Raw genomic sequence first — 26,612 nt, forward strand, 5'->3', positions numbered from 1 at the left:
GCGCGGCTACACGCGCTTCGAAACAATGCGAACCGTGCTGTTCCTCATCGCCGGCAAGCTAGATTTCTCCAGCTTCAACCCGCATGCCTCGTGAGCCGCGTTACCCACTGCATTTTCAAAAGAGCCAGTAAAAAGCTGTCGTCCACCTTCTTGCCGATGAGATCGCTGAACAAGGCACGGACTGCATCCGCATCATGGAATGTCAACCGATTGAGAGCGGCGGTGATCGCCATCGCTCGTTTGATGTTTGCTGACATGGCCGCTGATTCCGGCGTTCTCCTGCGAATTATTATGGTGCGGTCATCATTCGCCATTCGTTCTTTCCTTCGATAGCCAAACGGTCCGTTCGATTGTCGATGATCCGCGCCTCCTTGTCGATTGACCGTAGCTGGCCGAGTCTTGCCACCTCATTGCAGGGCTAGAAGCTGACGGATTCGAATCGCCTCATGCGGAAGGATCTGTTCCGGCGCTTTCAACCATTGCGCATGCGTGCAACCAACGCGAGCAAGCGAGCACTCATTTCCTTGGCCGGCACGTGCGCCAGCCAGCCGTGACCGGGAAGCAGCCATTCGAAACGATACGCGGCCAGCTTGCCGAGCGATTCGGCGAGCTCGGTCCATGAGTACCAGCACGCGTCCCTGAACGCGACGAGGTCTTGCTCGCGTGGGCTCCAGGCAAGTGAATCACCCGAGAAGAGCACGCGATCCTCGAGCAGGTATACAACGCTACCCCGAGTGTGGCCGGGCGTCGAAATTGCGCGCACGCCGGCCGCGATACTCAGTGCCGATCCGTCGTCGAGCAGATCCGTGGCATAGGGCGCAGCCGAGCTGTCATGGCGGTGGATCCAGACACGCGCTCCGAAACGGCGCGCGTATTTGTCTGCGTCTGCGACGTCATCACGATGCGACAGGAGGATGTGCGCAATGCCACCCGAAGCATCAAACCAATTCACCAGTTCGGCCGCATACCGCGGCGAGTCGATTAGCAGATTGCCGTCCGGGCGCGCGACAAAATAAGAATGTGCGCCAAACGAAGACCGAGCGTTGAATCCGCAGCGCCATACACCCGATATGATCTGCTGCGGAAAGATCGCGACGTTCGGGCGAGGCTGCTTCGTTTCGCTGCGTACCGATGCCGTAGGACATACAAACACCGCACGCCAAGCGGCAAGCTGGTCATCCGACGTGACGGGCTGTCGAACGAAGACGCTTTTATCGTTTCGTTCAGCAATTAGCCCGGGCGCGACGTGACGCGATGCACCGCAATTGATGCACGCTGTGTCGATGTACCAGTCCCCTGGCACAGAGTCGGTATTACGTGGCGGCTTCATTCGATGCTCGGTGCTGACAACGCATGGCGACCTCACAGTTCCCATGATAGACCTTTCAACCGTCCAGACATGACCGGAGCAGCGCGGGGAAGGCGGAGGCTGGAGCTTCGTGGCACTTCACCTCTTGACTGGCCGTCATTGCACTGAATCTAGTCCGCCGGGCCGCCCCGGACCAATGAGCGCATCGGCTTGCGGCGTCGGCGCCATGCCGCCCGGTGTGCGGATGAATAACGGGTCCTGCAGGTGTATATACGCAGTGGATAGTTCATCCCCATCAAATAGTGCCCGGCGGGACCGCTCACTGCTTGTCCTCCGCTTCTGCGGCCTTCTTTCGAGGCTTGATCATCAGGGAGGTCAAACCGGCCGCTCCAAGCTCTTGAACAGCCTGTTGCATATCAGTGCTGGCTTCCACCTTGGCTCTTGTCTCTTCTGTTTCGTTCTTGCAGTTCGCGAGCCATACCTCCTTTGCCTTAGCTATGTCGGACGATGCTCCTGCTTCTTCCAGAAGCTCACGCGTTTTCTTATACGGCGGGGTGGGATTAGATGTGTAGTAAGGCTGTGTAACTAACATCGGCACTAACTTGAACGGATTGTCGACTACTGCAGGATTGCATGCCCACAAACTCTGCCTCATAGACAAATTCGCGGCGATCCACGGTGTCACACCCATTTCATCGGCGTCGTCGATATGAGCCCTTACGAGACTGGAGGTGAGCAGCGCGGCTACAACGTTTGGGTAGCCCATGTAGGCGGCGGCCACGAGAGGGGATTGCTCGCCTCTTCCTCTTGCGATAAGTCCTTCGGTCGAGCCTCCCGCTATGTACTCGCGGATTTCCTTGGCCGCGTTTGCTTCGGCTACGACCATATCGTCGACTTTGCCGGTCGTCTCCCCCACAACGTAAATGCGGTCCGCCAGCGAGTTGAGGACGGCCGTCGGTTCGCGTTGTGCATCCGCGGCGGTCGCGGCGCACGAAATCATTGTGGAACCCAGCAAAACCGCAGTATGTGCGAGTAAATCTTGGGCAAGGTTTTTCATGATTTCTATTGAGCGCGCCTTTCAGTCGTGTGGAATATTCACCACCAGTATAGCAATGCTCTGACGGTCAAAATCCTCGTGAATGGCTGTTCTGGAGATGCGCGATAGACGGGCTGCTATCGGCCGTTCAGAAGAACTTCGTCGGCGACTGTGTTTCAGAATACTTCGACCGAACACCAGTCAGGCACGAATGCTTCGAATATGAAGAAATCGTCGATGTGCGCGAGCCCGAGCTCTTCCAAAGATCTCGAGCACGCGTCTGCCGCATCTCCGCCGAAAAACGGGCCAATCGAAATCAGATTGTTTGATTCGTCAAAGTATGTCCGAAAATTGAATTCGACCATAACCGCCGAGAGATCGACATTCTTGGCCGTGAGTGCGGCTCGTCGGACAACGATTCCGAAATCTCGCGATACTTTCATCTGTAGATGGCCGGAGCGAATCTGTAGCCGCGATTGTTAACGATCTACCTGCCGGTGTCGACCGTCCGGTTGTGGGCCGACTGCGGCCCATTGTGAGCTGCAGCAGTCGCCCCATCGCCCAACGACTGTTCGACAACGTCGAATCTCCGACCGCCACGTTCCAAACGGACGCTCGTACGGCAAGTCGAGAAGCGCGGCGTCAATAGCCTTGCTACCTCTACCTCGGCGAGCCGTCGATCCCAATAGTCCGCTTTCATGGAATCTTTTGAAATCTCGACACTCGGGATGCCCAATTTGCGCCATCCCTCGTTCACCCCCGCGCCAACTTAAACTCCCCCACTGCCTGTGCAAGCTTGGCCGCCTGCTCGCGCAACTGCTCCGCCGCCGCGGCAGACTCTTCGACGAGTGCCGCATTTTGCTGCGTCGAATGATCGAGCTGCGAAAGCGCCTGATTGACCTGACTGAGCCCTGTGCTCTGTTCGGTCGTGGCAACGGTGATCTCGTCGATGACGCCGGTAATACCGCGCACGCTCTCCACAATTTCGTTCATCGTCGCACCGGCCGTCTGTACGAGTTGCGACCCGGTCTCGATCTTCTCGACGGACGAGTGAATCAGCTCCTTGATCTCCTTGGCGGCCTGCGCGCTGCGTTGCGCGAGTGCACGCACCTCTGCGGCAACGACGGCGAAGCCTCGCCCGTGCTCGCTGGCCCGCGCAGCCTCGACCGCCGCGTTGAGCGCAAGGATGTTGGTCTGGAACGCGATGCCGTCGATGACGCCGATGATGTCGGCCATCTTGTCCGAGGCTTTGGTGATTTCGTCCATCGTCGAGACGACCTCCCCGACGACTTCACCGCCGCGCGTGGCCACGCCCGAGGCCGAAGCCGCAAGCTGGCTCACTTGTGTGACCGCATCGGCCGAGTTGCGCGCGGTGCCCGCGATTTCTTCGAGCGCGGCCGCGGTTTCCTGCAAGCTCGAAGCGGCGAGCTCCGTGCGGCTCGACAAATCCTGGTTGCCCTGCGCGATTTCCGCGCTCGCGACATTGACCGATTGGCTACTCTCGCGAATCTGGAGCAGGATCGTGCTGATTTTCTCGGCAAAGAGATTGAACGCATGTGCGATTTGCGCCGCTTCATCGTTGCCCGCCGTCGGCAATCGCATCGTCAGATCACCGCTGCCACTGGCAACATCGGTGAGCGCATCGCGCACGAGCAGCACGCGCTTGAACGCGGCGTTCGTCAGCATACCGACCAGCGCCGCTGCGATAGCGGCAACGACGATGATCGCAATGAGCGTGGTCGTTGCCACCGCATGCATGCCGGCCGTGACATCCGACTTGTCGAGCGCAAGCACGAGAGACCAATCGGTGCCGGCGATCGGCTGCGCCCGCAGCAGCTCCGTTGCGCCGCCGATATCCACCGCAACCGGCGCGGAAGCCGATTCGAGCGCTTTGAGCGCCTCGGGCGTCAGGCTCGGCGACAAGCCTGTAGCGGGCTTCATGATCAGATCGGTCTTGGCCGATGCGATCACTTGACCGGTCTTGTCGACGAGAAAGGCAAAGCTGGAGGGAGTGGGATGCACCGATGTCACGATGCTGCTCACGCTCTCCATATAGAGGCTGGCCGCCATCACGCCTTTCACGTTTCCGTCACGGACGATGGGTACCGCAAATGCAAACGCGGGCTTGCCGTTCGATGCGTCTTTGTAGAGCGCCGTCACGACCAGGTGTCCCTCGGCGATCGCCTGCTTGTACCACGGACGCGCGGTCGGATCGTAGCCGGGCTTGAGCGGCACGTTCGAGAATGCCGTCTTGTCCGGCAGCCCGAGCGTCATGACCTCGAAGCCGCCCGATTTGGCGAGCAGCTTCAGCGCGGGCAGCGGATCGCCTTCGCCGATCGTCATCGTATCGGCAAGGGCTTGGGTCTGCTTGGCGCGACCGGCGATCCATTCGTCGATCGCGAGCGCATGCCCGGACAGGATGGACTTGAGGTTCTGGTCGATCGCCGCGTCATTGTGCTGCTTGACGACGACATAGGCTACGCCGCCGGTCACGGCCAGCGCTACGACGACAATGGCGACGCAAGCCGCCAGAATTCGGGCACGAATCGATGCGAGCATGATCTTGTTGTTTCTCCTGGCGTCGCTTTAGGGAGTGGACGAAGCTTGCGACAGTTGTTACCTCCCCCGTTTAACGGCCGCAACGCGCTAGACTTGAGCATCGCGCGGCCGAACGCGCCCATTCGAGCAGGAGCATTCATGAAAATCGACGTCGACGCTCTCGCGCCAACAGGCAAGCTGCGCGCATCGATCAATCTCGGCAATCCGATTCTGGCCAACGCCGACCCGGAAACCGGCGAGCCATTCGGCGTATCGATCGATCTCGCGCGTGCATTCGCAGATAGGCTGGGGATCGAGCTCGAACTCGTCGTATTCGACTCGGCAGGCAAATCGGTTCAGGCAGTCGGTGAGGAGCGCGCGGATTTCGGTTTTTTCGCGGTCGATCCATTACGCGGCGAGAAAATCGCGTTCACGGCGCCTTATGTATTGATCGAAGGCTTTTACCTCGTACGCAGCGATTCGCCGATCCAAACCAATGACGAGGTGGACCAGCCGAACAATCGCGTGGTCGTCGGCAAAGGTAGCGCTTATGACTTGTTTTTGACGCGCGAGTTGAAAGCGGCGCAAATCGTTCGCGCGCCGACGTCGCCGGCCGTCGTACCAACGTTCCTCGAGCAAGGCCTCGAAGTCGCCGCCGGCGTCAAGCAGCAGTTGGAAGCCGACGCCAGGCAAATCGCGGGACTTCGGCTGCTCGGCGAACGGTTCATGGTCATTCAGCAGGCAATGGGCGTGCCGAAGAGCCGTGGCGAAGCCGCGGCGCTCGCGCTCGGCGAATTCGTCAAGGAAATGAAAGCGTCGGGGTTCGTGGCCGACGCACTTCGAAGGCATGGCATTGTCGGCGCGTCAGTTGCTCCAGCGGCTTAAGCCCATCAACACCGGCCGTATAAGCGTCCCACCTCATAAAGACTTTCAATTCGCGCGCTGTCGTCTATCCCTTCGTCGCCGATAATGTCCGCCGGATGAGCGCCACGCGCGATGGCTCGCGCGTCCAATAGCTGCTGATCGACCTCGCGCGGCAGCTTTGGAACGGCCTTATGCGGCCTCGTCCCGGCATGCTCTCGTAATCCTCTCAAGCTCTCGTCCAATTGCCCCCACGTAACGCCCACTAGCGATCCAAAACCGGCCGCGCGGGCACGTTCTGCGTCCTGGCACACAGGTTCATCGTAACGCAGCGCCACAGATGTCGAAACAGGTACCATGTCGCGGCCTCGCTCTATAAAATCGTCGCCAGAGAATACCGGGCCAATCGCTACAGCACCGCTCGCGAGCGAAGTCGCGTCGTTGCCAGCGTAGTTTGCCAGGTGACGCGCCGCGTCGACCTCGTACGAAAACCTCAGCCCCGCTTCGCTACCAGCCGGCTATCCACACGCGTCGGCTTTGCGCGGCTCACCGATGCAAGCGCGGCAAGACTGATCATCGCGGTCGCCATCAGATAGAAGCCCGGCGCACTGCGGTTCGCCGTCACACTGACGAGCCACGTGACGATCGCAGGCGTGAAGCCACCGAACACGGTCACACCGATGTTGTAGCCGATCGACATGCCCGTCGAGCGCGTCGCCGCCGGAAAGATCTCCGACATCAAAGCCGGCAGCGCGCCGAAATAGATCGACTTCAACAGTGCGAGCCAGATGACGAGCCCAAACAGCGCGACCGCGGAACCATGCTCGACCGCATACGAGAATGCGGGATAAACCGTTACGACGAGCACGATCCCTACCGTCACCATCTGCTTGAGCCTGCCGATCCGGTCCGACACATGCCCTGCCAGCGGCGTAACGCAGGTCAGAATGATCCCGCCCATCATCGTCGCGGCGAAACCCGTCGATGCAGGCATGTGCAGTTGGCGGATCGCAAACGTCGGCAGGTATTGCAGCAGATAGTTGACCGAAGTCGAGACGGCCAGCGCGCCGGCAGCGACCAGCACCATCCCCTTTTGCCGCATGATCACATCGCGCACGGGTGTTTGCGTGCGTGCGGCCTCGGTAAAAGCGGGCGCGTCTTCGAGGAAGCGGCGCAGATAAAGCCCGAGCGGCCCGATGAGAAGCCCGAAGAAAAACGGAACCCGCCAACCCCATGATTCGAGCTCGGCATGCGGCAGCAGCCGGGCGAGCGCAAAACCGAACGTGGCGGCGAGCAGCGTCGCGAGACCCTGCGTGGCGAATTGCCAGCTTGCAAGAAAGCCACGCCGGTGCGGCGCATGCTCTACGAGCATCGCCGTCGATGCGCCAAACTCGCCGCCTGCCGAAAACCCCTGGATGAGTCTCGCCGCGAATACACCGAGAGGCGCGGCCAGACCGATCCGATCGTAACCGGGAATCAGCGCGACGATGGCGGTCCCCACCATCATCAGGCCCACTGAGGCCATCAGTGCCGCTTTGCGGCCACGCTTGTCGGCATAAGCGCCCAACACGACGCCACCGAGCGGGCGCACGAGATAAGACGCGCCGAACGAACCGAACGTCAACAACATCGAGGCCGTTTCATTCGTCGTCGGGAAAAAGTTCTTGCCGATATAGATGGCAAAGAACGCATAGATTGCGATATCGAACCATTCGAGCGCATTGCCGGCCGACGTCGCAACGACGATTTGCGTCAGGGTCAATGGCTTGCGCAAGGCCGGAGAAGAAACGGGAAGGTGACTCATGCCGACACTCGATGGTTGACCGACGATGCACGAAGCTCGACGATGCGCCTTGCATCGTCGCCGAGATCCCACCAGACGCCCGCCATCACGCCCAGCGCTTCGCGCGCGACCGAGCCGAGCAGATGCTCGTTCGGCGCATGCTGTGCGCACGCGGGATACGAATGCGGTATCCAGAGCGTCGGCAAGCCGAGCGTGTCGGCGAACACGTCGTTCGGCACGGTGCCGCCAAGGTTCGGCAGTAGCGCGGGTTTCTTGCCGGCCGTGACCCGCATCGACGAAAGGACCCAATCGACCCACGGATCGTCCGGATCGAGCCGGGTCGCGGCCGCAATCCGCTCCACCGATACCTCGACCTCCGAAAAACCATGGCGCGCGAAATGGGCCTCGAGATAGCGGGCCGCATTGGCACTGTCGGTGCCGACCACATAGCGCAATTGACAGGTCGCGCGAGCAACGGGCGGGATGGCATTGACGGGCGCGTCCGGATTGCCGGCCTTGAAAGCGAGGACCTCGAGCGCATTCCACGCAATGACGCGCTCGGTCGGCGTCAGCCCCGGTTCGCCCCAGTCCGGATCGATCCGCGGGCCATCGTCATCGCCGCCGAGCTCGATGTCGGTGAGCGCGCGGCGCACGGCATCGGACACGGGCGGCGGGCGCAGCCCCTCGACGACGATCGCGCCACGCTTGTCGACGAGGCTCGCAATCGCATGCGCAAGCACGATGGCGGGATTGCGCAGTACACCGCCCCAGTTGCCCGAGTGGTGTGCGCCTTCGCGCAAGTCGACCGTCAGATCGAAGTTGATGTCGCCGCGCGAACCGAGAAACACGGTCGGGCGCTCAGCGCTCACGCGCGGGCCATCCGATGCGATGAACACGTCGGCCGCGAGCGCGGCACGCTCTTGGGCGCAGAATTCCCCGAGACCCGGCGAGCCGATCTCCTCGCCTGTTTCGAAGATGACCTTCACGTTGTAGCCGAGCTTGCCGTCGCGCGCAGCGAGCACCACGTCCAGTGCCGCAAAGTTGATCGTGTGCTGGCCCTTGTTGTCCGCCGTGCCACGGCCGTACCATCGGTCGCCCTCCACGGTCACTTGCCATGGGGCCAGGCCCGCGCGCCATTGCTCGTCGTAACCGCGCACGACATCGCCGTGGCCGTATAACAGCACAGTCGGCAGCGCCGGGTCCTCGATGCGTTCGGCAATCAGAAACGGCGCGTTTGCGGCTACAGGGTTTTCGGCCACTCGGCAGTTAAAGCCGAGACGCTCGAGCGTGGGCGTCATCTCGTCGGTCAGATAGGCGCGCAATTCATCCGCTCTCGCCGGGTTCTGGCTCTCGGTCCGAAATCCGACACGGCGCGCAAGATCTTCGAGCAACTGGCCCGAATCGTAGACCGCGAACGCCTGGTCGATCGCCTCCCGACGAACGTTCCGTGGAATGTGGCTTGTAGTCAAACGGCCTCCGTGGCCAATCAGCGGGATGGGAAAAGGGATTCCGGGATTCGGACTCAATAGCGAAAGATTAAAAACGCCAAAAATTCGCAACAATCTCAAATTTGTCGACTACAGTTGCCGAAAAGGCAACGCAACGGGGACCCCGAGCCATGCTGCACGGAATCGCGCTTCGCTACTTCGTCGAGGTAGCCCGTACGGGCTCGCTCGCGGCCGCGTCGGACAATCTGCATGTGGCGGTGTCCGCGATCAGCCGGCAGATCAGCAAGCTCGAACACGATGTGGGTGCCCCGCTCTTCGAACGCATGCCGCGCGGCATGGTGCTGACGGAAGCCGGCGAGTTGCTGGCTGAGCACGCGCGCAGAACGTTACTGGAAGCCGATGCGGTGCTCGGCGAGATTTCGGCGGGCGAGGCGCGCGGCGGCAAACTCGTGCGGATCGCGTGCACGGAAGGCTTCACGCGTTCGCTGCTGCCCGCCGCGCTCGCGCATCATCGCGAGGCGGCGCCGAATGCACGGTATGCGCTACGCTCGGGAACACCGGCACAAGTGGAGCATTGGGTCGCGGTCGGCGAGGCCGATATCGGCATTGCATTTTCGAGCGGTAGCACGTCGGCGCTGAACATCGTCTATTCGGCGCAGGTGCCCGTGTGCGCGCTGCTCGAGCCGCGCCACCCGCTTGCAGCGCATTCATCGCTGACGCTCGCCGAACTTCAGGGATACCCCGTCGCACTGCTCGAACGCGGAACCACCGTGCGGCAGCTGTTCGACCTGGCGTGTTCCATGCGCGGCATTCGGATCGAACCGGTGCTGAGCAGCAATAACTCGGCGGCTTTGCATATGTTCGCGGTCCTTGCCGGTGCGGTCACGCTGGGGAGCGCCATCGCGCTCAAAGGCGTGAGGAGCAGAGCTTCGCTCGTTTCGCGGCCGATCGACGAACCGGTATTGAACCAGCGCATGCTGCAAGTGACGACGATGCGCGAAAGGCGCCTGCCCGCCGTCGTGAAGGGGCTGCTGGCAACGATCGTTGAAATGGTCGCGGAGGGCTGATTGACGACCAGCCGTCTCCATGTGCGGCATATTGCATCACGTTATGATATAAATACGCCCTTTACGCGACCGATCCGCGGTACAGGCAAAGGAACCATGAGCGAGCACAAAGGCGATTTCGCAACCGATGTACGACTGCTGCGCATCAGCGCGATTGCCGCCGTTGGCGGCGTGCTGAGCACGCTCGCCGCCGACTTTTTGCTGCATCTGATCCGCTTCTTTTCGAATCTCTTCTTTTTCCAGACGATTTCGACGGCGAATCTGTCTCCTGCCGGCAATACGCTGGGGCTGTTCGTCATTGCGGCACCGGTCGTCGGCGGGCTGCTGGTCGGCCTCATCGCCCGGTTCGGGTCCGAGCAGATTCGTGGGCACGGCATCCCCGAAGCCATCGAGGCGATCCTGTTCGGCAAGAGCAAGATGTCTCCGAAAGTGGCCGTTCTGAAGCCGCTTGCTTCGGCTATCGCGATCGGCAGCGGCGGCCCATTCGGCGCCGAAGGCCCGATCATCATGACCGGCGGCGCGATCGGCTCGCTGGTGGCGCAATACTTCCATCTGTCGAGCGCCGAACGCAAGGCGCTGCTCGTGGCGGGTGCGGTGGCCGGCATGACGGCCGTATTCGGCACACCGGTCGCCGCGGTGCTGCTCGCCATCGAACTGCTACTGTTCGAATTGCGCCCTCGCAGCCTCTTGCCGGTCGCCATCGCATGTGCCGTGGCCGGCTTCACGCGGCCGCTTCTGCTGGGCACCGGCCCGTTGTTTCCGCTCCAGACGTTACCGCTCGGCCCGATCGGCCTGCTCTCGTCCGCCGTCGCGGGACTTATCGCCGGCGCATTGTCGTGGGGGTTGTCGACCTGGCTCTATAAAGTCGAGGATATGTTCGGCAAGCTTCCCATCCATTGGATGTGGTGGCCCGCACTGGGTGCGGTCGCGGTCGGCATCGGTGGCTATTTTCAGCCGCGCACACTTGGTGTCGGATACGACGTCATCGGCGACCTGCTGCAAAATCATCTGGCCATCCACGTCGTGATCGCCATCGTCCTCGTCAAAGCCATCATCTGGGTCATTGCGCTCGCTTCGGGCACATCGGGCGGCGTCCTCGCACCGTTGCTGATGATGGGCGCGGGCGTCGGCGCGATAGTCGGCCCGTATATGCCCGGCGGCGACCCCGCTGTCTGGCCGCTCATCTTCATGGCCGCGGCGCTCGGCGGCATGATGCGCGCACCCGTGATGGCAGCCATCTTCGCGTTCGAGCTCACGGGCGATGCAAACGCGCTGCTGCCGTTGCTCGCCGCCGCCGCGGTGGCCTACGGCTTTACCGTCCTGCTCATGCGCCGCTCGATCTTGACGGAGAAGATCGCCCGCCGCGGGTACCACATCTATCGCGAATACAGCATCGATCCGCTCGAACGACATTACGTCGAAGAAGTCATGACCCGCGCCGTCGAAACGATCGATGCGAGCACAACATTGGCCGATGTCCTGCATCGCTACTTCGGGCCGACTCAGAAGTATCGCGCGTACCCCGTGGTCGCCTCGGGGACGCTCGTGGGCATGGTCGATCGCGTGCTGCTCGATCGAATCGCACCGGGTCAATCGGACAAGCCGATCGGCAGCTTCTTCGCGCATGAACGGCCCGAGATCGCGCTGCCGGGCGAGACCTGCAGGAACGTGGCGGCTCGCCTTGCGATTACGGGCCTTGCACGCGTGCCGGTGGTCGAAGACGAAAGATCGCTTCGTCTCGTCGGCATCGTATCGCGGCACGATCTGGTCAAGCCTTCATCGACCGTGTTCTCCGAGGAACGCGAAGTCGAGCAATTCCGCCGCGTCTGGATTCCGCGAAGCACCCTCTTCGCGCCGACCAACAGGCGGCAGGAAGCACCGCGCGAACACGCCGATACGAGCCGCTGAATATCTCCCGGCGGCGGGCAAAGATCAGCTTAAACAGCAATTGCGAATTAAAAATCCGATAAATATCAATTCTTCATATATGACAATGAACCAGCCGCCTTATTAATCTGCTTTATTCGCACTATGCGATGCATCATTTTTCCTCGCTCAAGTGTTGGCTATCTTACATAAGGTTCGATTCCAGCTAACGTAGACTCCTGCCTAACAACGATCCGCCTTCGATCCGATTCAGTTTAAATAACCAATTTCGCTTAAAACCTACGAATCGGCGATTGCGTCTCGATGCCGCCGTATTGCATTCGCCGGCCAACCCAAGCCCGCCACCGTTCTGACCCAGGTCTCACGGGGAAGGAGAGAGATATGCGTTATCGATACCGTCGGTCGCGCGGGCATCCATGGCCGCTTAAATTTCGCGGCTTTCTTTTTCTCGGCATTTCGCGTCTTCCGCTTTGCTGCTTGAGCCGAGAGACACGATACCCAGTTCGCAGCGGTCGATATATGTCGGCGTGCATGTGCTGATCGCCACGCAAATCGTCGCTCTCACCAGCCGTAATACGCCAAACGAGGACGGAAATGAACAAGGTATTGACGGTGTTCGGCACACGCCCGGAAGCAATCAAAATGGCGCCGCTCGTGCGAGTTTTGGCGGCTCAGTGCGGCGTCGAAGCAAAAGTGTGCGTAACGGCTCAGCACCGGCAAATGTTGGATCAGGTACTGCAGTTGTTCGAGATCGTGCCGGACTTCGACCTGAATCTGATGCGCGACGGTCAAACGCTTGGCACCCTCACTTCCGACATCCTGCAGTCGATCGGCGCCATTTATGACCACTGGAAGCCCGACGTCGTGCTCGTTCATGGCGATACGACGACGACGCTCGCCGCGAGCTTGGCCGCGTTTTATCGCTATATTCCCGTCGGTCACGTGGAGGCGGGCTTGCGCACGGGCAACATCTGGTCGCCGTGGCCCGAGGAACTGAATCGGCGCGTGACCGACGCCGTGGCGTCATGGCTGTTCGCCCCGACGGAGCACGCGAAACACAACTTGTTCAGTGAAGGCGCGCCGGCATCGCATGTCGTGATGACGGGCAATACCGTGATCGACGCGCTGCTGCAGATCACGGACAAGCTCGAGCATGACCGCGAGCTCGTCGAACGCGTGGCTTCGCGCTATCCGTTTCTCGATCCCGCCCGCCGCCTGATTCTAGTGACAGGACATCGGCGCGAAAGCTTCGGCGAACCCTTCAAGCAATTTTGTGAGGCACTGCGCCAGATCGCGCTCAAGTACGACGACGTTCAACTGGTCTATCCCGTTCATTTGAACCCGAAGGTGCAGGAACCGGTGCACGCCATACTGCACGGCGTCTCGAACGTGTTCCTGATCGAGCCGCAGGACTACTTGCCATTCGTCTTTCTGATGTCGCGCGCCCACCTCATCATCACGGATTCCGGCGGCATCCAGGAAGAAGCCCCAGCGCTCGGCAAGCCGGTACTCGTCACGCGCGAAACGACCGAGCGCCCGGAGGCCGTCGAGGCTGGCACGGCGCGGCTCGTCGGCACGCAGACGGAGCGCGTCGTCGCCGAGGTCAGCAGCCTGCTCGACGATCGCATCCAATACGATGCGATGGCGCATGCGACCAACCCCTATGGAGACGGCCATGCGAGCGAAAGAATCGTCGACGCGTTGCTCACCTTGCCGGCCAGGCCCTCGGCGGCACAGAACGTCATGAGCTCGCTGAGCCCGCCCGTCAACCCTATTGCCTTGGGACTGCACGCTCTGCGCTCCGCCTGATCGCGGCGCTCAATGCGAGCGAGACTGTCATGATCGAGAGCGATGGGTCGTCGAAGCTTCGCCGGGGCGCCTGGTGGTACGGCAAGCGCCGGGGGAACAGCATTCGGGGCATCGAGGCGGTGTGTCGTCTGTCGATGAACGTGGCGCTGGCGTCGGCCTTATCGCTCGCGCTTCAGCCCGACGCGCATTCGGAGCCTGTCGCTCAGTCTGTCGCTCAGCATCGACTTCAATCGGCCACGGCGCAAACCGCCGAGCACCCGCGCTTATCGGCCAGCGCCGATCGGAGTGCCATGGTGGAGATCGCGGCGAACGACATATCGACCGTGGACGAAGGTCAGCTGCGACTGTCTCCGACCACGCCACCTTTCTCGACTTCACCGCCGCGCGAATCCGGAAATGGCGTCCGCGGCATATGGGTCGTATCGGCGGACGCCATTCTGGTGCTGGTGGTGATGTTGTTGATCGTCTATACCGTGCGTCACTACGTATTCAGCCTGAACCGGCTGTTCACGCGGCAAAGCGCCATTTACCGTTCGATCGTCAACGGGCCCTGGCCGGCGCTGACCGTCTTCGTGGCCGCGCACAACGAGGAATCCGTCATTGTCGATTGCCTCGAAGCGCTGCTCAAGACAACCTATCCGCGCGACCGGTTGACGATCGTTCCGGTCAACGACCGCTCCACCGACAACACGCGCGCGTTGATAGACGAAGTACAGGCGCGGGCTCCGGACATGATTCAACCGTTTCACCGCGTCGACGGAAAAGGGGGCAAGGCCGCCGCACTGAAAGATGCGCTCCGTTTCATGAACGGCGACATCCTGATCGTATTCGATGCCGACTATCTGCCAAGACCAGGGCTTTTGAAGGAACTGGTCGCTCCGTTTTTCGACCCGGAGGTGGGCGCGGTCATGGGCCGTGTCGTCCCTCACAACGCGAATCAAAATCTGCTGACGCGGCTGCTCGATCTCGAGCGGGCCGGAGGCTATCAGGTCAATCAGCAAGCGAGAATGAATCTCGGGCTGGTCCCGCAATATGGTGGGACGGTCGGCGGACTGCGCAAAAGCGCCCTCGAAGAGGTGGGGGGATGGCGCGACGACACGCTAGCGGAAGACACTGACATGACGTACCGGCTATTGCTGGCCGGATGGCAGACGGTCTATTTGAATCATGCCGAGTGCTACGAGGAAGTGCCGGAGCGATGGGATGTGCGCGCCCGCCAATTGAAGCGTTGGGCCAAGGGGCACAACCAGACGATGTTTCGCTGCCTCGCTCCTTTGCTTCTCAATCACACAGTGCCTCTGGTGCGCCGAATCGATGGTGCGCTACTGCTGGGCGTGTACGCGATGCCCGCCATGCTGCTTGTCGGTTGGGTCGATGCAATCTTCCTCTATCTGTTCGGCGCCGAACAAATGTCGTTCGCGTCGTCGCTGGCGTGGCTACTCGCGCTGTTCACGTTCAATACGTTCGGAAACTTCGGCGTTTTTTTCGAAATTGTCGTGGCGACACGTCTTGACGGTCATTCGACGCGGCTCAGGTTGATGCCGCTCAATGTAATCGGATTCGGCGTGACCATCGCATGTGTGCTCTCGGCGCTGTCGGGGCTCGTGCTCGACGCGCTGCTCAAGCGCGAACTGCGATGGGACAAGACCGAGCGCTTCCGCAAACCTTCAAAAGCGAGGTGAGCGGTGAACGCGCTTCTGTTTGTACTGGTTCTCGTCGGCTTGTTCGTTTTGCCGTTCATTCCGCTCATCGTGGAGTTGTGCGCGTCGCGCGACGTCGCGCCGTTGGCGATCGACGAGGATTTGCCGATCGATGCATCGCGGTTGACATCGTGCACCGAAGGCAGGGTGTACGTACCGCACATCGATTCCGATCGCGAGGATTTAATAGGCGTCGTCGCGACATCGACGATGCGAGTGCGCAGCGCCTGCCGTTTTCGGCATCTGCACGGGATGCCGATCGTCTTCGGTATACCCCGCGATCCGCCAGCCGAGCATCGCGCAGACCAACTCGATGCGGTCTCGATGACCCGCCTGCTGGCTGGGATTCGGCACCGCGCCGGAATGTCGCGCTATTTGGTTTTCGGCAATCTGCGACTGCCCGCCCACGCGCTCGTGGAGGCCGATCTGGTCGTCAACGGGTCGCTCCATATTGGCGAGTCGAGCCTCGTTCGAGGCAGCATCAAGGCAGGCAGCATCGAAGTAGGCGCCGGCGCCATGGTGCGCGGCGCCGTGTTTGCCCGGCGCGAAGCGCGGCTGCGCCGCGATTGCGTAGTGGACGGTGTGCTCAGTGTCGACGGTCCGCTATGGATCGATCGCGCCTGGATCGGTCGCGCCGACAATGCCGTCAGCGTATGCGCCTCCGAAATCGGCATTCGAGGCGGAGTCTGTGTTTTCGGCCAATTGATTGCAGAACGGGCCGGCCGGTTCGACGAAGCGAGTATAGCGAGCACGGCGTTCGATGTTTCAGGCGGCGGGGGGCGGGAATGCAACTAACAAAAACGAAATCGACCGGGTCGGGGCGCGTGCGGGACACAGTCGCCGCTGTGTTTTTCCTCACGGCGTCATCGATGACATGTGCGCAGTCTCTCGAGCAGCAGGCCGCGGATGCGTTGGCCAACGACAAGGCCGCTTCCGCTGCGAGCAATGGCACATCTGCGCCGTTGCTCGCAGACGTGCCGAACCGGCCGAGCGAGGGAGAACTATCCAAGGCCGTCACCGAGCACGTCGCGCCGCCGAGCGCGAGCCGGTCGGAATTGGACCTCGGCTACTCGAGGGCGTACGTCACCAACAATTACGGGGATTGGTATGGCGTCCGCTTGCGCGGCCTGCATCAATTCGGCAACCAGACAGTCACCGGCGAGCTGTCCCAGTTGCGCCGCTTCGGCCAAAGTACGACATTCGGCGCCGTCAATTACGTGCGCGATTTCGATGCGGACTGGTTTGGCGCAATCGGCTTTTCCGGCACGACGTCGGGCACGATCTTGCCGAGCGAGCGCGTGGACCTGTCGCTGAACAGGAAGGTACTGCCGCAACGCAACCTGGTGCTATCGCTGGGTGCGGGTTACGCCTGGAATCGCAGCGGGCATCGAGATCAGCTCTATCACGCCGGCGTCATCTGGTATGCAACGCCGAAGCTGATCGGCGAGATCGGCATGAACTACAACGTCGATGCGCCTGGCTCCGTCAAGGCACCCGCCTACTACGCCGCGGTTTCGTACGGCACGATCGGCAAAAGCGTTCTCGGTATCCGCGGCTCGTTCGGGCGTGAGGCCTATCAAGCCATTGGCGCGGCCAACCAGATCGTGGACTTCCGCAGTAACGAAATCGACGTGCAATGGCGCTACTGGATCACCAAGACGTGGGGGGCGCAACTCGAGTTCAACGCTTATCACAACCCGTACTACAGCCGGCGCGGTTTTGAAATCAGCCTGTTCCATTCCTGGTGAGAGCAGCCATGAAGTCATTGGAAGGCAGCAGCGAATACGATCGTTCCGTGAGCGCCCTGGCGTCGCCGCGGCATTGGTTGATGTCGTCGCTGTTGCTGTTGCCCGCGTCGTATGGGGTGCTGGCTTACACGTGGCCGTCGGTCCTGCAGTATTGGTCCACCGCCTTCGCGTATGCAAGCCGCTGGGTCAACGTACCGATGAGGATCGACGACATTCGCGACAAGGGTGCCTGGCTTGCCTCGCCCGCGGTCGTGCTGCAATGGGCCGGTCGATACCCCGGGAAAGTGCTCTTGCTGGTCACGGCGCTCGCCTGCATGGGTGCGTTCGGGGCGACTTTCGTGCACAAGGAACGATGGCTTCCCATCGCTTACCTCGTACGTGCACTCGCGGCAGTCCAGTTCGCCGTTTGCATCTACTTCCTGCCATCGTCGAACGGCTTTCCGTACTCCGCGCAAGAACATATGCGCGAGATGGTCCTGACGCAAATGATCGGAATAAAGATCCTCCCGATTACGATGTCATTGACGTACTACACGCTGAATTTCACGTTGACGCAAAAGGCGCTCGCCACGCTTTTGATAGTCAGCTACTTCGTTGCGATCGCACCTTTTTTCTTTGCGCTTCACGCCTCCATCGTTTTCTACGGGTCTTTGCTTTTTGTTCCGCTTTGTTTTTTTGTTCTGGGGGCGCCGCTGCTGCTCGGCCTCCTGCTGGGCCTGTACAGCTACTGCGCGAGCTGGCCCGGCGTGAATCGGCAAGTTGGTGGGCGCGCAGGGTTTCGAAGGTGAATCGCCGCAAGTATTCCCCGGCCGCACACTCAGCACGTCAGTGCGGGATGGCAATTGGTCGAACTAGTCAAGGAGATGTTCATGTTCAGCATATCGGTCTTCATCCGGCGCCTGCTGTACGCGCTCGCGCTCTGCTTGCTGGTTTCGGCCGGCCCCGCCAACGCTGCAACGAATCAGTTGCTGCTGCTATTGCCTGACAACTTCGCGCTGCCCGATCCTCGAGTATCCGCATGGCTCGATGCGGCATCCGAAGACGGCGTGCAAATCACGCTGATCAACGACACTGCATTCGAGCAGACCGTCGCATCGTTGCCTCAGCAGTACAAAGGACTGATCTTGCCCGATCAGATCCATACCACTGCCGACGACACGCTCGTCAGCGCGATTCACAACTATGCGCTCAACGGCGGCAAGGTCATGCTGGTCTATGACTTCGGCGTCCTGAACGCGGCCGGCTTTTACCCGATACCGCAGTCGAGATTCAGCGACATGGCAGGCGTCAATTACGTGCTCTACGACTCGCTTCTCGGCAACATGATCGGCCTCGGACCCGTGACGGGGATGGGCAGCACGTTGCGTACGCTGCTGGTCCCGCCGGGGAAATCCATGACCTGGAACGGCACCGGCACCACAGCAGCCGCGACGACGATGACAGCGACTTCGACCTCGACGAGCAGCACGCCGTCTTTGCAGACATCCACACAACCGTTGTACCTCCAGCCGAGCCCAACGAACCCCGGCGGGCTGACAGGGTATAACCACCAGGCCTATTTCAACTACCGGACGACTTCGACCGGAACGCTGAGCGCGACGAGCTTGAATCTCGGCGCAGTGAAAACCGGTCCGTCGGTCAAGCACGGCACCTATTCGGCTACATCGACGACGACTACGACTACGACGACGCTCAACGTTGCAGCGCCGTTGGCGAGTACCGCCGCGACGGCAGACGTGCTCGAAGGGATCTCCGGCTACGTCTATGGGTTCCTGACCTACCCGAGCTTCGTCACGCAAGGGACCTACAACGGCACGACGCTGTTGACTTCGCCGAATTTCGGGCTCGTGGCAGGTTATCAACAATATGGCAACGGCGGGGTGCTTTTCGTCAACATGCCGCTCTCCTATCTGGAGGGACAGACGGACGGGATGCCGCTGCACGGCATGTTGAATTACTTCGCTGTCGACCTCCTGCACATGCCCATGCTGTCGCTGCAGCCGAAAGGCCTGGGCGGCATGATCATCGACTGGCACTTCTGCGAGAAGGATGCCATTCAGCCTGCGCAGCAACTGAAAAACTACAACGTATGGAAGAACGGCCCATTTACCATTTCGGTCACGGCCGGCCCGGATAGCGCGGCCTTCGGCGACGGGTTGGGAATCAATATTCTCAATAACTCGTCGGCACAAAACCTGATGCACTACCTGATCAAGCTGGGGCACAACGTCGGCAGCCAAGGCGGGTGGATGCACGATTACTGGGGCTTCAACGCCAGCGAGACCAACGAGAGCACATTCGAGCAATACCTCGTGCTCAATCACTCCGCCATGCAAAAGGTGGACGGCACGCCCGACATCGAGTGGGCCGCGCCGGAGGGCAACGCGCCGACGTGGGCCATCGCCTGGCTGCAAAACAACGGCTACTCGAGCTACTACTTCACGGGGCATACGGGGATGGGACCGACGCGCGCCTATCGTAACGGTGCGTTGCTGACGCCCAATATCTGGGCAATTCCCGTCTCGCCGTTTGGCGTGTACGCGACGTTCGACGAGTTCCAGCAGTACAACGTACCGACTACCGATGTCACCAACTGGTACCTCTCGCTGATGAACTTCAACGTGACGAACCGCACGACGAGAATGGTGTACATGCATCCGCAGGGCGCAATCTTCTATACGAACACGCTTGCGAGCATATTCACGTACGCCAATCAGCTTGCCGCCGCGGGCCAATTCAAGTGGTACAAGTTCGACGATCTCGCGCAGTTCGGCAAGCGCCGCCTGCAGACGACCTGGGCGGCAACCGACAACGGAGTCGCTTGGTCGTTCAATGCTTCCAATCCAGCTGGACTTCAGGACATGACGTGGCTTCTGCCGAAGTCCGCCTACCTGCTGCCCATCGTCACGAGCGGTTCCGCAACCGTCGTGGCCACCGATGCGACGAACTGGCTCGTGATCGCCGGAGCCGGAACGTCATTGACCTTTACGAGCGCCAAGGCTCCCTGAGCGCGTACGTTCACTCACTGGCATGCTCCCGCTGTTATATGGCGGGAGCGCGCCACCTCGTGTCGGCAATCTTCGGAGGCTGCCCCATGCAAAGCTCGTTCCGGCGCGTTTCGTCGATTTTGATCGGTTGTGCGGCCGTCTTCTTCGGCTCTCAACCGGTGCTCGCGCAACAATCTGCTCGTCCGCCCGTCGGCTACGCCCGGCCGCCGTTTCATGTGCACGGCAATACGACGCAAGGGCCGAAGGGTCTATCGCCGCAGCAGATTCGCCACTTCTACGGCATCGACCAACTACCCCAAGTCGGCCAAGGCAGCGGCCAGGTGATCGCGATCGTCGACGCATATGACAATCCCGACGCCGAGTCGAGCCTGAAGGTGTTCGACAACACGTTCGGTTTGCCGGCATGCACGACCGGGAACGGCTGTTTCTCCAAGCTATACAGCGGCGTCAGCGGGCACCGTCTTCGAGCGGATCCGGGCTGGGCGCTCGAAAGCTCCCTCGATGTCGAATGGGCGCACGCAATCGCCCCACAAGCGAAGATCGTGCTGATCGAAGCGGCATCCAACAGCTTCCAGGACCTCATGAGTGCCGTCGCGATGGCGGTAGCACCGAAGCCGAGCGGTGCGGGCGCCAACATCGTGGCGATGAGTTGGGGCGGGCCCGAGTTTCTGTCCGAAACGCAGTATGACGGGCAGTTCATCAATGCCAACGGTGTCTCGTTCGTCGCCGCATCGGGCGACGGAGGCGCCACGGTCGATTACCCCGCTGCATCGCCCTACGTGCTCGCCGTAGGGGGAACCTCGATCAGCGCCGACGCCAGCGGAAACTACCTCGGAGAAAAAGCGTGGTCCGGAAGCGGCGGAGGACAAAGCGCCTATGAGGCAGAACCCGCTTATCAGTCGAGCTACGGCATTCCAGGCGATTCGATCGGTGCGCGAGGCGTGCCGGATGTCGCATATAGCGCGGACCCGGCATCGGGCTTCGCAGTGTACGACGCCTACGGCTATCAAGGGCAAACCGGTTGGTTCGTCGTTGGCGGCACGAGCGCCGGGGCGCCGCAATGGTCAGGCCTGCTCGCGATCGCGAACGCGGTACGCGTCGCCAATGGAAAAACGACCCTGAACGCCGTGAGCACCATCAATGGAATGGTGTACGGCGCTGGGGCTACCGCATCCGCAACGAATTACCACGACATCCTCTCGGGTACCAACGGTTCGTGCGGAGCGTTATGCACTGCTGTGCCGGGATACGACTACGTCACCGGACTTGGCAGCCCCATTGCCAACAACCTCGTCGGGACCTTGATCAATGCGCCATAAATACTTTGACCTTCCGCCGCCGCTGGCGGCACGCGCCTCAGACTGCTCGAACGGGCGGATGTGGCTCCGACTCGCGCGGACTGGCCTAGCCTCTATCGTGTCCTCGTGCCTGCTCAGCGCGCCGGCGCCCGCGGCCGAGCCCTTCCTGCTCGGCTACCAGCGGCCCGACGGTGCTATCACCGTGTTACTGCATGGCGATGTCGTGGATCCGTATTTCGCAGCCAAGGCACTGATCAGTGCCGACGCCGCGCACGCCGATGTGCGAAGCGCCGCGCTCAAATGGATCGAATGGTTGATGCCACGGCAAAACGCCGATGGAACGTTCGACCGCTTTTGCGAGCGCAACGGAAACATCGCGTCATGCGCGCATGCCGATGCCGACGATTCGGCACTCGCGCTATGGATCGAACTGCTGGCCCGCTATTCGCCATCTCCAAAAATGCCGCCCAATTGGCAGTCGAGCCTGGACAAGTCGGCCACTTATTTGGCACGCCTGTACGATCCGAAGACAGGCGTTTATCAAATATCGACGACCCTGCACGTCGCGTTGCTGATGGATAACGTCGAAGTCCACGACGCGATGCGGACATTGAGCGCCTATCGCGCGCGCATCGGGGATGCCCGCGGGGCAGGCAAGTGGCGAAGCCAGGCGGACCGGCTATCGAGCGCCATCGTCAAGGTCTTCTGGTCTTCGGGGAAGTACGAGCCCAGCACGCAGCATCTGGCCGACCAATCTTTTTATCCAACGGCTGTCGCGCAGATATTTCCGATCCTCTCCGATATCGGCGTCCCCGGACACACCAGCGCCGCGTTCTATTCAACCTGGATGAAGCAAAATTGCCAGGCATGGCTCGACTTGCCGGCACATGACTATCCGTGGGGCTTGGTCGCGCTGGCTTCACAGAAATTCGGCGATAAGGCCGCCGTTTCCTGCTGGCATGCGCACTCCGCGCCATTTCGGCACGGAGCGCACTGGAACGTACTCGAAGAGGCGCTCTTCACTTCGTTCGAAGCCCAGTTGAGCGACCCGCTCGCGCCGGCTCAGTGCTGCATGCCGTTCAGCGCGTGATGCGTCACCGCCCGTGGCCACCGTTGACTGGGGGGGAACCTGTGCATAATGAGAACCTTCGCACCAAGCGGCCCTCCCGCCCCTCCCGCGCCGACACGCAGCCATGGAAATCAAGTGGATCGAGGACTTCATCGCCCTCGCGCAATATCAAAGCTTCTCGCGGGCGGCCGAGTTCCGCAATGTGACGCAGTCGGGTTTCAGCCGCCGCATCCAGTCTCTCGAACAATGGGTGGGCGCGGAGCTGATCGATCGCAGCAGCTTTCCGCCTGTCCTGACACCGGCCGGGCAGCTGTTTCGCGAAGTGGCCGACGACATTCTCGCCAAGCTGTTCGATACGCGGGCGATCATCCGCACCGAACAGCGCATCGCGGGTAAAAGCCTGCAAATCGCGGCCGGCCATACGATCGCGCTCAACTTTCTGCCGGCTTGGCTCAAGGCGCTGTCCGCCCGCCTCGGCGATGTGCGGGCACGCGTCATTCCCACGAATGTCCATGATTCGATACTGATGCTCGTCAACGGCAATTGCGAACTCATGTTCGCCTATCATCATCCGGAGCTGCCGCTGCACCTCGATCCCGCACGGTACGAGCACGTGACCGTCGGGATCGATACGCTGATGCCGATCAGCCGACCGAACGCGCGCCTTGCACCGCTTTTTCGGCTGCCCGGCACGAAAAAACAGCCGCTTCCCCTCATTTCGTACACGAATACGAGCTACTTCGGGCGTTGCCTGGCGGTCCTGCTCGCGAGGGCGCCGGACGCACCGGCGCTGCAGCTGCATTACGAGTCCGACATGGCCGAAGTACTCAAGAAACTCGTCGTCGAAGGCGAAGGCGTGGCCTGGCTGCCCAAGAGCGCCATTACCACTGAGCTCGCGGCCGGGGACCTCGTGCCGGCCGGAGGCACCGCCTGGCATCTGCAGATCGAATTGCGCGTCTACCGGGACTCGTCGAACCGAAGCGAGTTTCTCGATACGCTTTGGCACCATCTGCGTGCTGGAGCCGCTGCCCTCGGATAGGGCTTTCCCGGCTTATGCGAATTCCGCATAGGCGCATGTCGGAGCCGCATCGCCGGCTTTTTTGACCCGCCTACCATCCGTTCGTGTGCTGAACGCGACGCCTTGGCCCAGCGTCCGCTCAGTCTTCTCCGCGCGAGCCGGTCGTCCTGCGACGCTGCCGCGCCAACCACGGACGGACCCATGAAAAATCGACTTACCCTCAGCATCGCAGCCGGCATGCTGCTCGGCGTCATCGCTGGCTATCTTTGTCATACGGGCTTTTCGGATGCGGCCACGCTGAAGGCCGTCGCCGGATATTTCTCGATCGTCACCGACATTTTTCTTCGGCTGATCAAGATGATCATTGCGCCGCTCGTCTTTACCACGCTCGTATCCGGGCTCGCCGGTATGGACGGCGGTCAGGATGTCGGCCGCATCGGCCTGCGCTCGATCGGCTGGTTCGTCTGCGCCTCCCTGGTCTCGCTGAGTCTCGGACTCCTGATGGCCAACGCATTGCAGCCGGGTGCCGGTCTTCACCTGATCGCGGGCGCGGGAGAAGTCAGCACCGGGCTCAACACATCGGCACTGAACGCCAAAGACGTGATTACGCACGCGTTCCCGACGAGCCTCGTCGACGCGATGGCGCGCAACGATATCTTGCAAATCCTCGTATTCGCGATTTTTCTCGGTCTCGCGCTGGGCGCGCTGAAGCGCGATTCCCGCGTTGCCATCGTCATCCAGGCGATCGACGGAATGGTCCCCGTCATGTTGCGACTGACCGATTACGTCATGCGCGCCGCGCCATTCGGCGTCTTCGGGGCCATCGCTTCAGCAGTCACGCTACGCGGTCTCGACGTGCTCTATACCTACGGCAAGCTTATCGGCTCGTTCTATCTGGGGCTGTTCGCTCTCTGGGCCATTCTGATCGGCCTCGGTTATCTCTTTCTCGGACGGCGTATCGGAGCTCTGCTCAAAGCGGTACGCGAGCCGGCGATGCTCGCATTCTCGACGGCCAGCAGCGAAGCAGCGTACCCGGCCCTGACCGAGCAACTCGAGAAATTCGGCGTCGATAAAAAGGTGGTCGGCTTCACGCTCCCGCTGGGCTACGCATTCAATCTCGATGGCTCGATGATGTATCAGGCGTTCGCGGCCATTTTCATTGCTCAAGCGTTCGGCATTCAGATGCCGCTCTCGCAGCAGATCTTCATGTTGCTGATTCTCATGCTGAGCAGTAAAGGCATGGCGAGCGTGCCGCGCGGATCGGTGGTCGTCGTGGCCGCGGTTGCGCCGCTTTTCCATCTGCCTGCCGCCGGCGTGGCGATGGTTCTCGCCATCGACCAGGTGCTCGACATGGGCCGGACCATGACCAACGTCATTGGCAATAGCGTTGCAACGGCCGTCATCGCAAAATGGGAAAAGGCGCGTCCCAGCACATCGGACGAAGCACAATTCGATCGGCGCGCGGCGGAAATACGATGATCGCTCGAATGCCGGAAAGGCGACGTAAGTATGGGGTCATCGGCGGCCTGGGCCCGCTGGCCAGCGCCGACGTTTTCTTCAAGCTTGCGCAAGCAACGCCCGCATCGTCCGACGCGGATCATGCCGACGCGATATTCGAGCAGTATCCGTTCCGGTGTTCCGGCACAGGCAGTGCCGCGACGACCGCACGTAAGCTCTATATCTTCGACATGATTCGCGATTTCGAAAAACGCGGCGTGACGACGATCGTACTGCCATGCTTTCTTAGTCATACGTTCATCGACGAGCTGAACGAGAACACGAATCTGCGGATCGCCAACATCGTCGAGGCTGTCCGCAGTCATGTACAGAACAAGTACCCCCGTGCCCGGCGTATCGGGGTGCTGGCATCCGACTACTCGCGCGAACATCGGTTGTTCGAACGATACTTCGCCGCCCCGCGGTTCGAAGTGCTGCATCCCCGGTTGCACGAGGGTATCGATCTCGTCACGCAAGCCGTCTACGGACGTGACGGCATCAAGCGCGGCAATCTGCGCGGATATCCGGCCGAACTGCTGCGCCGTGCATGCCAGGACCTCGCGGACCAAGGGGCGGAGGTCATCGTGCCCGGCATGACGGAGATTCCGCTTCTCGCGGATTCGATCGCGCCCGGCAACGTACCGGTCATCGATTCCAACATGGCGTATGCGCAATACATCGTGTCGGGATGCCTCGATTCACCATCGCCGATGTTCAAGGTTGGGGTGGTCGGTGGCGTTGGGCCGGCCGCCACCGTCGATTTCCTGAACAAGATCGTCCGCCATACGCCGGCCTCGCGCGATCAAGACCATATCAAGCTGCTGGTCGAGCACAACCCGCAGATTCCGGACCGGACGGCGAACCTGATCGGCGACGGCGCCGACCCGACCGTTTCTCTGTATGCGACATGCAAAAAGCTCGAAGACGGGGGAGCGGACATCATTGCGATTCCTTGCAACACCGCCCACGCGTTCGTCGATCGAATCGAGCCGTATCTGGGGATACCGATCGTGAACATGCTCAGTGTCACGACCGACTATCTGCGCGAGACGTTTCCCTCTGTGCGCAATATCGGCGTGCTGGCCACCTCGGGCACGATTGAAAGCGGTGTCTATCGGGCGGCGCTCGCGGCGGGTGAGTTGAATCAGGTTGCGCCCGAGCCGGCACTCCAGGCGCGCGTGATGGCCGCCATCTACGGCGAGAACGGGGTGAAAGCGGGCTTTACGACCGGTCAATGTCAGGACGACATTCGCGCGGCCATCGAGGGGCTGCTCGAAGCCGGCATCGAAGTCATGATCCTCGGATGCACCGAGCTTCCGTTGCTGGTGCCCAGCGGAGTATTCATCGGCCGCGCGGGGCGGCGCGCGCAACTCGTGGATCCCACGGAGGTACTCGCCCGGCGCTGCATTGCCTATGCGGGAAGGCTTGCCGATTGAGGCTGGCAACCGCGCCGCCGGGGGCGAAGGCCCATCGTCCGATAGTAGAATGGGCGGCGTTGCGCCGATCCATCCCCCGCTTTTCGGATACCGCTTTCCA

The 26,612-nt window shown here is 61.2% G+C and carries 19 protein-coding genes and 1 pseudogene; 14 read left to right on the top strand and 6 right to left on the bottom strand.

Annotated features, from left to right (window positions below; genetic code table 11):
- Positions 1-125: 125 nt before the first annotated feature.
- The 4 genes and pseudogenes from GWC77_RS13765 to GWC77_RS13780 all read right to left on the bottom strand — a co-directional run.
- Positions 126-314, bottom strand: a pseudogene (locus GWC77_RS13765) (sugar O-acetyltransferase); the annotation flags it as partial.
- A 158-nt stretch (positions 315-472) separates the two neighbouring features.
- Positions 473-1,330 (bottom strand): MBL fold metallo-hydrolase, encoded by an 858-nt coding sequence (locus GWC77_RS13770; RefSeq protein WP_173257603.1) that lies wholly within the window; start codon positions 1,328-1,330, stop codon positions 473-475.
- Positions 1,331-1,628: 298 nt separating this feature from the next.
- Positions 1,629-2,366, bottom strand: a complete 738-nt coding sequence (locus tag GWC77_RS13775) for a hypothetical protein (protein ID WP_254366954.1) — start codon at positions 2,364-2,366, stop codon at positions 1,629-1,631.
- A 732-nt stretch (positions 2,367-3,098) separates the two neighbouring features.
- Entirely contained in the window at positions 3,099-4,904 is a 1,806-nt protein-coding gene (locus GWC77_RS13780) for a methyl-accepting chemotaxis protein (RefSeq protein WP_173257605.1), read from the bottom strand.
- Between the two features lie 138 nt (positions 4,905-5,042).
- On the opposite strand from GWC77_RS13780, the gene GWC77_RS13785 reads away from it, so the two are divergent.
- Positions 5,043-5,768 carry an ABC transporter substrate-binding protein gene (locus tag GWC77_RS13785; RefSeq protein ID WP_173257607.1) on the top strand — a complete coding sequence of 242 codons (726 nt, stop codon included), beginning with the start codon at positions 5,043-5,045 and terminating at the stop codon, positions 5,766-5,768.
- A gap of 469 nt (positions 5,769-6,237) precedes the next feature.
- Here the strand turns inward: GWC77_RS13785 and GWC77_RS13790 are convergent, their stop codons facing one another.
- Both GWC77_RS13790 and GWC77_RS13795 read right to left on the bottom strand, forming a co-directional pair.
- Complete coding sequence (locus tag GWC77_RS13790; protein ID WP_173257609.1) at positions 6,238-7,548, bottom strand: MFS transporter; 1,311 nt, start codon at positions 7,546-7,548, stop codon at positions 6,238-6,240.
- A complete protein-coding gene (locus tag GWC77_RS13795; protein WP_173257611.1) occupies positions 7,545-8,996 on the bottom strand; it encodes a M20 family metallopeptidase in 1,452 nt (483 codons plus the stop codon). Before GWC77_RS13795 ends, GWC77_RS13790 begins: the two co-directional genes overlap by 4 nt.
- 149 nt (positions 8,997-9,145) lie before the next feature.
- Between GWC77_RS13795 and GWC77_RS13800 the strand changes: the two genes are divergently transcribed.
- The 13 genes from GWC77_RS13800 to GWC77_RS13860 all read left to right on the top strand — a co-directional run bounded on the left by GWC77_RS13800 (position 9,146) and on the right by GWC77_RS13860 (position 26,512).
- Positions 9,146-10,042 (top strand): LysR family transcriptional regulator, encoded by an 897-nt coding sequence (locus tag GWC77_RS13800; protein WP_173257613.1) that lies wholly within the window; start codon positions 9,146-9,148, stop codon positions 10,040-10,042.
- A gap of 96 nt (positions 10,043-10,138) precedes the next feature.
- The gene (locus tag GWC77_RS13805; RefSeq protein ID WP_173257615.1) at positions 10,139-11,950 is read left to right on the top strand and encodes a chloride channel protein; all 1,812 of its coding nucleotides are present in this window, start codon (positions 10,139-10,141) and stop codon (positions 11,948-11,950) included.
- A 573-nt stretch (positions 11,951-12,523) separates the two neighbouring features.
- On the top strand, positions 12,524-13,738 hold the full coding sequence (gene wecB, locus GWC77_RS13810) for a non-hydrolyzing UDP-N-acetylglucosamine 2-epimerase (RefSeq protein WP_173257617.1): 1,215 nt from the start codon (positions 12,524-12,526) through the stop codon (positions 13,736-13,738).
- A 29-nt stretch (positions 13,739-13,767) separates the two neighbouring features.
- Positions 13,768-15,420: a glycosyltransferase gene (locus GWC77_RS13815; protein ID WP_254366955.1), complete on the top strand. Its 1,653-nt coding sequence runs from the start codon at positions 13,768-13,770 to the stop codon at positions 15,418-15,420.
- A gap of 3 nt (positions 15,421-15,423) precedes the next feature.
- Positions 15,424-16,233: a polymer-forming cytoskeletal protein gene (locus GWC77_RS13820; protein WP_173257619.1), complete on the top strand. Its 810-nt coding sequence runs from the start codon at positions 15,424-15,426 to the stop codon at positions 16,231-16,233.
- Complete coding sequence (locus tag GWC77_RS13825; protein WP_173257620.1) at positions 16,224-17,186, top strand: YaiO family outer membrane beta-barrel protein; 963 nt, start codon at positions 16,224-16,226, stop codon at positions 17,184-17,186. Before GWC77_RS13820 ends, GWC77_RS13825 begins: the two co-directional genes overlap by 10 nt.
- An 8-nt stretch (positions 17,187-17,194) precedes the next feature.
- The gene (locus tag GWC77_RS13830) at positions 17,195-17,974 is read left to right on the top strand and encodes a hypothetical protein (protein WP_173257622.1); all 780 of its coding nucleotides are present in this window, start codon (positions 17,195-17,197) and stop codon (positions 17,972-17,974) included.
- An 81-nt stretch (positions 17,975-18,055) separates the two neighbouring features.
- A complete protein-coding gene (locus GWC77_RS13835) occupies positions 18,056-20,194 on the top strand; it encodes a hypothetical protein (protein ID WP_173257624.1) in 2,139 nt (712 codons plus the stop codon).
- An 86-nt stretch (positions 20,195-20,280) separates the two neighbouring features.
- Positions 20,281-21,513 carry a S53 family peptidase gene (locus tag GWC77_RS13840; RefSeq protein WP_254366956.1) on the top strand — a complete coding sequence of 411 codons (1,233 nt, stop codon included), beginning with the start codon at positions 20,281-20,283 and terminating at the stop codon, positions 21,511-21,513.
- Positions 21,514-21,571: 58 nt separating this feature from the next.
- Positions 21,572-22,582: a hypothetical protein gene (locus GWC77_RS13845; protein WP_217283276.1), complete on the top strand. Its 1,011-nt coding sequence runs from the start codon at positions 21,572-21,574 to the stop codon at positions 22,580-22,582.
- Positions 22,583-22,685: 103 nt separating this feature from the next.
- Positions 22,686-23,600, top strand: a complete 915-nt coding sequence (locus GWC77_RS13850; RefSeq protein ID WP_173257628.1) for a LysR substrate-binding domain-containing protein — start codon at positions 22,686-22,688, stop codon at positions 23,598-23,600.
- 180 nt (positions 23,601-23,780) lie between these two features.
- Entirely contained in the window at positions 23,781-25,058 is a 1,278-nt protein-coding gene (locus GWC77_RS13855) for a dicarboxylate/amino acid:cation symporter (RefSeq protein ID WP_173257631.1), read from the top strand.
- Entirely contained in the window at positions 25,055-26,512 is a 1,458-nt protein-coding gene (locus tag GWC77_RS13860; RefSeq protein ID WP_173257633.1) for an aspartate/glutamate racemase family protein, read from the top strand. Before GWC77_RS13855 ends, GWC77_RS13860 begins: the two co-directional genes overlap by 4 nt.
- The last annotated feature ends 100 nt before the right edge of the window (positions 26,513-26,612 follow it).

This window comes from Paraburkholderia sp. NMBU_R16 (genome assembly GCF_013282575.1).
Lineage (GTDB): Bacteria > Pseudomonadota > Gammaproteobacteria > Burkholderiales > Burkholderiaceae > Trinickia.